General features: G+C 57.6%; 2 protein-coding genes. Both read left to right on the top strand.

Annotation, left to right across the window (positions count from 1 at the left end):
• Nucleotides 1-184: 184 nt before the first annotated feature.
• Complete coding sequence (locus AAAB16_RS06120) at nt 185-823, top strand: peroxiredoxin (RefSeq protein ID WP_110615934.1); 639 nt, start codon at nt 185-187, stop codon at nt 821-823.
• Nucleotides 824-912: 89 nt separating this feature from the next.
• Nucleotides 913-1506 carry an NADPH-dependent FMN reductase gene (gene ssuE, locus AAAB16_RS06115; protein ID WP_340662532.1) on the top strand — a complete coding sequence of 198 codons (594 nt, stop codon included), beginning with the start codon at nt 913-915 and terminating at the stop codon, nt 1504-1506.
• Nucleotides 1507-1590 lie beyond the last annotated feature (84 nt).

Raw genomic sequence — 1590 nt, 5'->3', positions numbered from 1 at the left:
ATGATAAAAGCCCGAGGTTATTCTGATAAAGAATAATTGATTCCTTGCTTATGCCATCAAGCGGAGACGTCAAATCTACGCATATTCCATAAATATATAAATAAATTGTTATTTATTCTTTTTAATTTGCACGCCGCCTGAGCATAGTGAGCCCCACGCATCGACATGCACCAGGAGCTGCACCATGAGCCTAAGACTCGGCGATATCGCCCCCGACTTCGAACAAGACTCTAGCCAAGGCCGCATTCGTTTTCACGAATGGCTGGGCAATAGCTGGGGTGTGTTGTTTTCCCACCCGGCCGACTTTACCCCGGTGTGCACCACTGAGCTTGGTTTTACCGCCAAGTTGAAAGACCAATTCGCTGAGCGCGGCGTGAAAGTGATCGCCTTGTCGGTGGACCCGGTGGACTCGCACCTGAAGTGGATCGACGACATCAACGAAACCCAGAGCACCACCGTGGGCTTCCCGATTATTGCCGATGCTGACCGCAAGGTTTCTGGCCTGTACGACCTGATTCACCCCAACGCCAACGACACCCTGACCGTGCGTTCGCTGTTTGTGATCGACCCGAATAAAAAGGTTCGTCTGACCATCACCTACCCGGCCAGCACCGGGCGCAATTTCAACGAAATTCTGCGGGTGATCGACTCGCTGCAACTGACCGACAACTACAAAGTCGCCACCCCCGCCAACTGGGTGGACGGCGATGAGGTGGTGATCGTGCCGTCGCTGCGTGATGAAGACGAAATCAAACAACGCTTCCCTAAAGGCTACCGCGCGGTGAAACCGTACCTGCGCCTGACCCCGCAACCGAATCGTTGATACACCCCAAGCAAGTATTTACCTGAGCCCGTTTGAGCCTGGGCGCCCACACGGCGCTCAGCAACACACGGCAAGGCGAGGAGTTAGCAATGTTGGTGGTTTCCTTGAGCGGCAGTCCGAGCCAGAGATCCCGTAGCGGAATCTTGCTGGAGCGCTCGCAGCGTTGGCTGCAGCAACACGGTGTGGACGTGGTGAGTTACCGCATTCAGGACTTCAATGCCGAAGACCTGCTGCACGCGCGTTTCGACAGCCCGCAGATTATTGCCCTGCAAGCGCAGATCGCCGCTGCTGACGGCTTGCTGATTGCCACGCCGGTGTACAAGGCCTCGTTTTCTGGCGCGCTGAAAGTGCTGTTGGACCTGCTGCCCGAACGTGCCCTGGAACACAAAGTGGTGCTGCCGTTTTCTACCGGTGGCAGCAAGGCGCACATGCTGGCGGTGGACTACGCCCTGCGCCCGGTGCTCACCGCACTTAAAGCCCAGGACGTGCAACACGGCGTGTTTGCCGACGACAGCCAGATCGCCTACGGCGAGAACGGTGCTGCCGCGCAGTTGGCGGCGAGTTTGGAGCAGCGCCTGGATGAAGCGCTTGAACAGTTCCACAGCGCCTTGGCCCGCCGCCCCAAACCCCTGGACCCGAACCTGTTGAACCAACGGTTGCTCGCGGCGAATTGGAGTATTTGAAGCTTTAGCGCCCCTCTCCCGCTTGCGGGAGAGGGGCGGGGGAGAGGAGCCGTTAAAGCTGCCCCCTCACCCCAACCCTCTCCC

The sequence above is a fragment of the Pseudomonas sp. genome, assembly GCF_037994325.1.
GTDB lineage: Bacteria > Pseudomonadota > Gammaproteobacteria > Pseudomonadales > Pseudomonadaceae > Aquipseudomonas.
Note: the sequence above shows the minus strand (reverse complement) of the source record. Positions and strands in the feature narration are given on the sequence as shown.

What these genes read in the sequence shown, in the direction of transcription:
- AAAB16_RS06120 (WP_110615934.1), top strand. Translation starts at nt 185, where the DNA reads ATGAGCCTAAGACTCGGCGATATCGCCCCCGACTTCGAACAAGACTCT.
- ssuE (WP_340662532.1), top strand. Translation starts at nt 913, where the DNA reads ATGTTGGTGGTTTCCTTGAGCGGCAGTCCGAGCCAGAGATCCCGTAGC.